The following is an 8514-nucleotide window of genomic DNA, read 5'->3' as shown; positions in this document are numbered from 1 at the left end:
GTTTAAATGCCGAACAGTTTACCTGATGCAGGGCGACCCGATAAAATTAAGGGTTGGGCGATATTAATTGTGTGCGGCGGGTCGCCCCTACAATCTATCTTGTAACTACCTCTGACACAAAAAACAGCAAAATCTAACACTTCCTGTCGGCGTTCCTCAGATAAGCGATTCACGATCGCTTTGCATTTCATCTCACACTCAGGGACGAGTCAGGTAATTTCGCCAAGGCTTCCCGCACAACCTCAGAACCTGCACCTAGAATACAAGATTTTTCCGTTAAATGTCGCTTCCAAGCACGACTACCGGGTTGTCCCGAAAATAATTGCAGGATATGGCGGGTAATTTTATTCAACTTCAATCCTTTTGCCACCCAATGATCAATATAATCCAACATCCCTTCCACTACCTGATGGCGAGTTGGCGCTATACCTTCCTGACCAAATATCTGACAATCAGCTTGAGCAAACAGATAAGGATGATCGTAAGCGGCGCGTCCAATCATTACCGCATCGGCAAATTTTAACTGTTCCTGTACCTGTTCTAAACTCGTAAATCCGCCGTTAATCTCAATAAATAACTGGGGAAATTCTTGCTTGAGGCGATGCACGTCACTATACCGTAAAGGCGGAACCGTGCGATTTTCCTTGGGACTTAATCCCTGTAACCACGCCTTCCGCGCATGTACGCTAAAGTGCTGACATCCGGCTGCTGAGACAATACGGACAAAGTTTGCCATATCCTCATAGCGATCGCACTCATCTATCCCAATCCGATGCTTGACAGTAACTGGTATTGTAACCGCCTGAATCATCGCTTCCACCCCCCGCGCCACCCGTTCCGGTTGCGCCATCAGACAAGCACCAAAGTTCCCATTTTGCACGCGATCGCTGGGACATCCTACGTTAAGATTAATCTGGTCATACCCCATCCCTTCAGCGATTCGGGCGCATTCGGCGAGTTCTAGGGGATTATCTCCCCCCACTTGCAAAACTAAGGGTTTCTCTTCGGCAGAAAAACCCAACAGGCGATCGCGATCGCCATGTATAATTGCTGCACTGGTCACCATCTCGGTATAGAGGAGAGTGCGACGGGTAATCTGGCGCATGAAATACCGAAAATGGCGATCTGTGCGATCCATCATCGGCGCGATACTTAAGGGATACGTTACCGGGATGGTGTGAGGTTGAGGTAGAACGAGGGTATTGGGACTGACCATGAGGTTGTAGAATTTGTCTGGATGCGATCGCACTTCCTATCAGATCCAGATTAACAACTCAAGGACTTCTAGAACATATAGCCGACAAGCCACTTGAGTGAACAACAACACCTGATCACGATCGATCTTCAATCCCAATCGTCAAATCTTCTAACGCTTGTTCAACTTCACCCAACTCTTTTTCTGTGGATGGATCAAGTTCCTCTGTCTCCTCTGAGTCAGTACCTGCTTCATAGCTTTCCATCACTTCATCAACAGCATCTTTGTTCAATGTGGGATCGTGGGTAACGCGGGTAGCATCCTGATTTTGGTGGGTTGACTGTTCCTGTGTCATGGGTAATTGATTCATCTGTTCGCTTTTCCTTTATCAGGATAACTCCAATCCATGCCATCCTCATGAGTAGTCTTGATCATCCCCAGGCTCAGCATTAGCCGCCTGGAGTCGTTCAAATTGCCGCCGGATCAACCGCTGCACGGCAATGATTGCGGGATTGACTTCCACATAGCGACGCTGGGGATTTGCCAGATAGGTTTGCTGCTCACTTTCCATCATTTCAATATCTTGATTGAGAAATCGCATAAATACAAACCGTTCCAGTATGGTAGACAAGAGGGGGTCGAATAGCTGGCGGAACCATTGGGGTAGGGGAACCTTGAAAAAGAATAGAGCAAAGGAGCGACTTTCCGTTAGTCCGATGGGGAGGCGCATCAGGTAGAGATTAGAGACGCCTTCTAGAGAACTGTAATAATGGGGATAGCGATACTGTACCGATATCGTGCGCCGAGTCACTTGATCCGCGCGATCGCTTAACCCTAACCATTGAGCCATACGCCCTTTATAGGAGACATCGTACTCCGCACAGACGGTATTTTCCGTTTCCTGTAAACGTTTGAGAACCGGATCAAACCATCCTTGCAGGTTTTGGTGCAAAAATCCATGAAAAACATCCATGGAATTTTCATTACAGATAGAAAAATGAGATTTCATCCTGGCACTCACGGGAACCATAAACCAGTCAGGATTGTCAAATTCTGGCATATCTGGCGGTTGACAGGTTTTGGCTAAGGTAGGATCTCCAGGAAAGATCCAAATCAGCTTGTATTTTTCCTGAATCGGGTAAGTACGGACTTGAGCGCAGGGTAGTTTCTGTTCCGGGGGAAAGTAGGGAATGCCTACACAATTTCCTGCACCATCAAACTGCCAGCCATGATAAGGACAGGCTAAATACTCATCTTGGACAATGCCTTTATGCAGTTCTACACCTTTGTGAGGACAAGCATTTTCTAACCCATGAAGTTGACCGGTGGGAGTCCGGTAAACAGCGATGGATTGTTGCCAAATCTTGACAGGTAATATTTTACCCGGTTGGATTTGATTTGCCCAAGCCACGGGATACCAGTAGTTAGGGTTAATCCCTACTTCTCTAATCGCGTTTTGAACGTTTTGGCTAGTTAGCGTTGTCGCCAGTTCCATCTTGAAGCCTCTGTTGTCGATTGACAATATTTATCCTGTAAGTTTTTAGGGGTCAATGCACCTGATTGTCATACTCGCTTCCCTTGAGAAGCAAGCTACGTCTTATGTCTTATGTCTCCCCTGCCCCTCTGTCCTCTGCTATAGTTGTCAAAATATTTAGGTATTTTAAGTTATGTTAAGTGATCCTCGGCTGTTAGTGCTGCTAGTCGCCGGCTCTCTCACCACCATGGCGGGGGGAGTGGTGGCGCCAATTTTGCCAGAGATGATCCAGCAACTTAACCTTGATCCGGCATTAGCCGGAAATTTGGTCAGCCTGCATTGTCTAACCATTGCCCTATTTAGTCCGCCATTAGGAATCGTGGCAGATCGGATCGGTCACTTGCGGGTGCTGATCCCCTCATTAATTCTCTACGGCTTATTTGGCACAGCCGGTGCCTTCATGCACTCACTAATGCCGTTGTTAGTCGTGCGGGGACTATTAGGTGCCGCCAGTGGCGGAATTGCGGCGGCGAGTTTGGGCATCTTGGGGAATATGTATAAAGGCGAAGCGCGATCGCAGGCGTTGGGATACGCAACCAGTACCCTAACTATTATGGGCATTGCTTTCCCCCTACTTGGGGGTTGGGTGGGTTCATTTCACTGGCAATGGGCATTTGGTCTGTATGGGGTGGGGTTACCTATGGCAATCTTAGCCGCACGGTTCTTACCGGAAAAATCCTCCCCAAAAACCAAGGTAGACGCTAAAGATGCTGGAAGTAAACTGCGCCAGGTTTTAGGACGCCCCTACACCCTACGCCTCTTATGCACACTCAGTTTGGTATCCATTGCGATGTACGCCGTGGTCATTTATGCCCCGCAATATCTCAAACAAACCATTGACGCCACAAGCGTAGTTAATGGAATTGTTTTAGCATCACGGGCAATAGGCGCAGCCATTATATCAGCATTTGGTGCGAAAAGGCTGGCACAGCGCTTTGGACAATCTACGACTGTTGCGATCGGGTTAGGTCTGATGGCGTTAACTTTAAGTACGATTCCCATCCTGCACCAACTGGGTTGGATTTTGGTGACGGCTGTATTCTTTGGTATGGGATTTGGTTTGGTACTCCCCACCCTTTACGGTACTCTGGCGAATCTAGCCCCCCCAGACCTGAAATCTAGTGTACTAGCGGCTGGCACAGGCGCAGGGTTTTTGGGACAGTTTATATCTCCTATCCTGTTAGGACCGGTGTTAGCGTCCTGCGGTTTAGAGTGGGTGTTCTATGCGGCGGCAATTGTGGCACTCCTCGCAGGCTTATTGCTCTTTGTCCCCAAGCCATAACCATAACTAGGGCTTGCTGTCGGGAGTATTGGGGTGAGGGGGTGAGGGGGTGATGGGGTGATGAGGGAAATAGTCGTGCTTGTCGTCTCGCGATAAGTGCAAGTTTTTTACCCATTCAGGAGGGATGAGTTTTTTTGTAGGGGCGGGTTTTACTATTCTCGTTTTGTTCTCACCCTGATGTTACTAAACCCATCCCAACCCAAGTATCGCGTCCACCATTTTTCCCATTGCTTTACTCAAGCTTTAAACTCTCTGTAAATAATTAAAGATTTTACTAACTTGTAATCTAATACCTATCTTATTTAGTAATAATTGGTTACTATGACAGAGGCATAGAAACTCTGAATATTTCCCGCCCATAAAACCTAGTTCTTTAATTCCGCTAGAGTTAATCAACTATTATTAACCAGGATTTGCCCTTAAGGGTATATCGTGCATCAATCCCTCATTTATTTTCTCGGTAGCCTATTTTGTTTTATTTCAACGGATTGAAAGATATACCAAAATGATGGCAATTGATGTAATTCCTAATCCTTTCAAAGACTTCAGACTATTTACAACCTCCATTCACGATACAACTAAAAATAATTACTTTAATGGTATTAGACAGCATTATCTTGCCAATAAATCCAACAAATTTAAGGTAAGTGAAATTCAGTCTCACTATTGTCAGGATTCAATTTTTAAGACTATTGATTTGAACGAGACTATACAGTCACTCAAACAAAAAGGAATCTCCCGCAATCTTAACCTCCCTGCACAAATTACCCAAGACATTCGAGACTTAGCACTGACAACGCCTTGCCATAAACCCAACAATACCCAATTCCGTTTTGATGCGTCTGAAAAAGAACAAATCATGATGCAGACGGGAAAACCATTGATTCGGGGAATTTACGACAATACTATATTGTCATGTCCAACGATCAAGAAACTAGAAACTGATCCAACATTATTAGCAATTGCCGCCACATACCTCAACGCCGAACCCATTCACCACGACAGTCAGCTATGGTGGAGTTTTGCTGTAGAATCAACTCTCTATGAGCGACGTCAAGAGGCTCAGAGGTTTTATCGAGCCACGAATAAGCCGCGTAGCTTGACCTTTTACTTTTATTTAACAGATGTAGATTTGTGCAGTAATCCTCACGTTTGTGTGCTGGAGAGTCACCGGAAGAAAAAGCTTGCCTATCGGTTTTTGAGTAAAGACTATTCACTCCAAGACATCAGTAAGCATTATGGCTATCACAATATAACCTCTATGTGCGGTAAAGCGGGTTTAGGATTTGTGGAAGATGCCCGTTGCTTTCGTAAAAAAAGCTCTCCCAGCAGTAACGATCGCTTAACCTTAGAACTTAAATTCGCCGCCAAGCCTGGTTCGATTTAAGTTTCGAGTTTTTCCCAAAGTCAGGGCGATTCCTGACTCAATTCGTCAGACATTAACTCTCGAAACTGATGCAAAACCCGATCCAAACCCACAGAACGTGAGGCTTTGAACAGTAAGCGATCGCCAGGTTGAACGAATTCCTTTAAATACTGCACCAAGGCGTCATCCTGGGCAAAACCTTTGCTGGGTAACGTTGAGATTCCCCTAGTAATGGCTTCGGCTTCCCGATCCTTAAGAGTAATCAATACGGCATCTAATTGAAGTTGCTGGGCTTTCTGTCCAACTTGCTGGTGCAGTTGTTCCGAATGGTCTCCTAATTCCTTCATTGATCCCAAAATAGCAATGTGTCGCTTACCCGGCGTCTGGGCGAGGAGGTGTAAAGCCGCGATCATGGCTTCAAATCCAGCATTATAGGTTTCATCGAGAATCACGATATCATTAGGTAACTCATAGCGTTGCGATCGCCCCCCAGACATCTGAACCGATAATCCTCTCCTCAAGGGTGTCCAATCAATCTGGAGATGTTTCGCCACGGCTAGGGCGGCTAAATAGTTGAGGGCATTATGTTCCCCCGGTAAGGGTAAGGGAAATGTGATACCATCCACCATTAGCCTAAACAAGTCAATGAGTGTCCCCTGGACATCACCCCCGTTTAAGCCAAACGTCAATGTTTCTCCTTGCCAAACCGTAGCCGCCGTATCCATTAAACGTTGGTTATCATGATTAAGAATCGCCACGCTTGTATCCGGCATCTGCGCCAATAACTCACACTTGGCTTTGGCGATCGCATCCTCCGATCCTAAAAGTCCAATATGCGCCGTCCCCACATTCGTAATCACGCCAATCGTCGGACGGGCAATTTGGGTCAATAGGGCAATTTGCCCAGAACCCCGCATCGCCATTTCAATCACGGCATAATCATGGTCTGAGTCTAATTCCAGCAATGTTTTTGGCACACCAATTTCATTATTGTAATTTGCCTGGGTTTTCAGGACATTGCCTTGAGTAGACAAAACCGCCGCGATTAATTCCTTCGTCGTCGTTTTTCCCGCAGAACCCGTAACCGCAATCACCGGAATATCAAACTGATCGCGCCACCATCGAGCAAGTTGCTGATATGCCTGTAGAGTATCATCGACTTGAAGCTGGGGTATGTCCTGAAGATGGCGACCTTGGTCACGGTTGGTAATCACCGCGATCGCCCCTTTCTTAATCGCTACCTCAGCGTAGTCATGTCCATCAAAGGTTTCCCCCCGCAGTGCCAAAAAGATTTGACCCGGTTCCAGGTTACGGGTATCAGTAGTAATACCATAGACCCCGTTAACCGTCATCGGCACGGACAGATTAACCGGAGTAGCTGCGAGGACTTCAACGAATTGGGTTAACGAAAGCTGACAAGGCATAATTCCAGGGTGGTGAATAGGTTTTAGCCAGTAGCTGTGGTGGGAGTAGGAGAGCCACACTCATCCCCTACGCCATTTCCGACTGTTTCCACAAGTTGGGGATCTAAATCGCGTTTTATTCTATATTCACCGAATCTTCACACTTTTGCGGCATAATTTTACAGTATGATCCATACTTAGTTTAGTATGATTGTATATATAGATAATATAGTTTATTAGATTTAAGCAACTCTTGACCAAGCTCGTTTAGGCGGGGTAATTCATAAAATGCATCAGGGTTTTCGGTTGTTGAGATACAGGGCAAGTCAAATTTGAGCTTAGATCTGCCAAATTCCATTCAAATTAACCAGCCCACGGCGTTTGCGCCTAGGGGGGAAACTGAAGTGAATACTAGTACTTGGACAGACTCTGACATCAGACAAACTAGCTCACAAGAGCAGCAACTGTACGACCATCTCCTGTATTGCGTACAGGTAGAATCTCCGACGCAGACGCTTGAACGCTTCAAACAGCTATTCATGGACGGCTCTCGATATCCAGAGCCGGAAATCTGGATGGTCTTGGAAAAGCTGGCAATGGATAAGCAGGCTGAGCAAGAGTTCAAGTTTATCCTGAATCGTTGCTGTCACATTCTGATTAACAGCTGGCAAATACAACCGCAACACCAAAACGCCATCCCTGAGTTGGTCGAATTACTGGATAATATTCCACCCGCAACCGGGGTTTACTCTCGCGGTTCTAGACGTCTGCGACATCTGCTACAGCTTTTCAAAGAAACCGACCAATATCTTACCCTACATCGCTTATCTCAGGTGGTCGGTGAAACATCCACCAGTTCTAAAGAAGTCGGACCTCTCATTCAGCGATACCCCTATCTGTATGAACACTGTTTGCTGAGTGAAGACAGCAGTTATGAACATCAACAAACTGTCCGGCAAATTCAATCCCGGCTTCAGCGGCGTTTTGAGCTAGATTTGTCAAAGTACGTGACTTATCAGGTGCGATGCGCCAAAATGAAACGTCAGGACTCGAAAGACGTTTCGACTAAAATTATCCAACCTGTCAAAAATCCTACCCTTCTAACGGATCATGAGTTGGGGACTGCCCTAAAACAGTTTGTCGGCAAAGTCCAAGGCTCTCATACTTGCCGAGATTTGGCTCAAACCTTTCTAACTCATAGCAGCCATACTCCTTGCTACAAAGACTTTAAGGACGATTTGTATGAGTATCTGACAGCTTCCATTAATCCAGCCTACGGAAAACGGCAGTTTAATAGTCGGTTGCATGAGCATCTGAAAAATACCTTACCTCAAAGTGATAATCAGAAGCCCAGCGAATTTCTGATTTTGCGAACCTGTAGCCAGTTATTAAATTTTCTGGTTGTTGAGAGTTCTCAGCGCCCTAAACATTTTGTTTTTGTCGATCTGATCACGAATTTAGGCGCAACGGTTACTACGGTGTTGCTACTCAAGATTGTGCTGCTGTGTCGTAAAGTTAAGCCCTATTTGGAAAAGCGATTCTCTATTTTGTTTAATCACTACGAGTCTTCCACGAGAGACGGTGTACCTTGGTTAATTAAGTCTCTGGAAAATTTGAATGTGGCTTTTAGTATTCATTTTGGTAGAGCTGACCTTTCCTGTCTGAGTCAAATTATGTAAATTGGTCATTGGTCATTGGTCATTGGTCATTGGTCATTGGTCATTGGTCATTGGT

General features: G+C 45.9%; 8 protein-coding genes. 3 read left to right on the top strand and 5 right to left on the bottom strand.

Annotated features, from left to right (window positions below):
• Window positions 1-2: 2 nt before the first annotated feature.
• The 4 genes from ACLFWI_RS21725 to ACLFWI_RS21710 all read right to left on the bottom strand — a co-directional run bounded on the left by ACLFWI_RS21725 (window position 3) and on the right by ACLFWI_RS21710 (window position 2690).
• Window positions 3-191, bottom strand: coding sequence for a hypothetical protein (locus tag ACLFWI_RS21725; RefSeq protein WP_446414642.1), 189 nt, complete (start codon window positions 189-191; stop codon window positions 3-5).
• Window positions 188-1216 (bottom strand): tRNA dihydrouridine(20/20a) synthase DusA, encoded by a 1029-nt coding sequence (dusA, locus tag ACLFWI_RS21720; RefSeq protein ID WP_446414641.1) that lies wholly within the window; start codon window positions 1214-1216, stop codon window positions 188-190. Before dusA ends, ACLFWI_RS21725 begins: the two co-directional genes overlap by 4 nt.
• 115 nt (window positions 1217-1331) lie before the next feature.
• The gene (locus ACLFWI_RS21715) at window positions 1332-1565 is read right to left on the bottom strand and encodes a hypothetical protein (protein ID WP_446409716.1); all 234 of its coding nucleotides are present in this window, start codon (window positions 1563-1565) and stop codon (window positions 1332-1334) included.
• A 45-nt stretch (window positions 1566-1610) separates the two neighbouring features.
• Window positions 1611-2690, bottom strand: coding sequence for an aromatic ring-hydroxylating dioxygenase subunit alpha (locus ACLFWI_RS21710; protein WP_446414644.1), 1080 nt, complete (start codon window positions 2688-2690; stop codon window positions 1611-1613).
• Between the two features lie 172 nt (window positions 2691-2862).
• Between ACLFWI_RS21710 and ACLFWI_RS21705 the strand changes: the two genes are divergently transcribed.
• Both ACLFWI_RS21705 and ACLFWI_RS21700 read left to right on the top strand, forming a co-directional pair.
• Complete coding sequence (locus tag ACLFWI_RS21705; protein WP_446409717.1) at window positions 2863-4011, top strand: MFS transporter; 1149 nt, start codon at window positions 2863-2865, stop codon at window positions 4009-4011.
• 505 nt (window positions 4012-4516) lie between these two features.
• Entirely contained in the window at window positions 4517-5398 is an 882-nt protein-coding gene (locus ACLFWI_RS21700; RefSeq protein WP_446414640.1) for a hypothetical protein, read from the top strand.
• 20 nt (window positions 5399-5418) lie between these two features.
• Here the strand turns inward: ACLFWI_RS21700 and ACLFWI_RS21695 are convergent, their stop codons facing one another.
• Window positions 5419-6801, bottom strand: coding sequence for a UDP-N-acetylmuramoyl-tripeptide--D-alanyl-D-alanine ligase (locus ACLFWI_RS21695; protein WP_446414643.1), 1383 nt, complete (start codon window positions 6799-6801; stop codon window positions 5419-5421).
• Between the two features lie 383 nt (window positions 6802-7184).
• Between ACLFWI_RS21695 and ACLFWI_RS21690 the strand changes: the two genes are divergently transcribed.
• Window positions 7185-8459, top strand: a complete 1275-nt coding sequence (locus tag ACLFWI_RS21690) for a hypothetical protein (protein ID WP_446414639.1) — start codon at window positions 7185-7187, stop codon at window positions 8457-8459.
• Window positions 8460-8514 lie beyond the last annotated feature (55 nt).

It is taken from the genome of Coleofasciculus sp., assembly GCF_046539235.1.
Lineage (GTDB): Bacteria > Cyanobacteriota > Cyanobacteriia > Cyanobacteriales > Coleofasciculaceae > Coleofasciculus.
The sequence above is the reverse complement of the archived record's forward strand: the minus strand, read 5'-3'. Positions and strand labels throughout refer to the sequence as shown.

Excerpts from the sequence above, each read along its gene's own strand:
- ACLFWI_RS21705 (WP_446409717.1), top strand. The coding sequence starts at position 2,863 with ATGTTAAGTGATCCTCGGCTGTTAGTGCTGCTAGTCGCCGGCTCTCTC.
- ACLFWI_RS21710 (WP_446414644.1), bottom strand. The coding sequence starts at position 2,690 with ATGGAACTGGCGACAACGCTAACTAGCCAAAACGTTCAAAACGCGATT.
- dusA (WP_446414641.1), bottom strand. The coding sequence starts at position 1,216 with ATGGTCAGTCCCAATACCCTCGTTCTACCTCAACCTCACACCATCCCG.
- ACLFWI_RS21725 (WP_446414642.1), bottom strand. The coding sequence starts at position 191 with ATGAAATGCAAAGCGATCGTGAATCGCTTATCTGAGGAACGCCGACAG.
- ACLFWI_RS21700 (WP_446414640.1), top strand. The coding sequence starts at position 4,517 with ATGATGGCAATTGATGTAATTCCTAATCCTTTCAAAGACTTCAGACTA.
- ACLFWI_RS21695 (WP_446414643.1), bottom strand. The coding sequence starts at position 6,801 with ATGCCTTGTCAGCTTTCGTTAACCCAATTCGTTGAAGTCCTCGCAGCT.
- ACLFWI_RS21715 (WP_446409716.1), bottom strand. The coding sequence starts at position 1,565 with ATGAATCAATTACCCATGACACAGGAACAGTCAACCCACCAAAATCAG.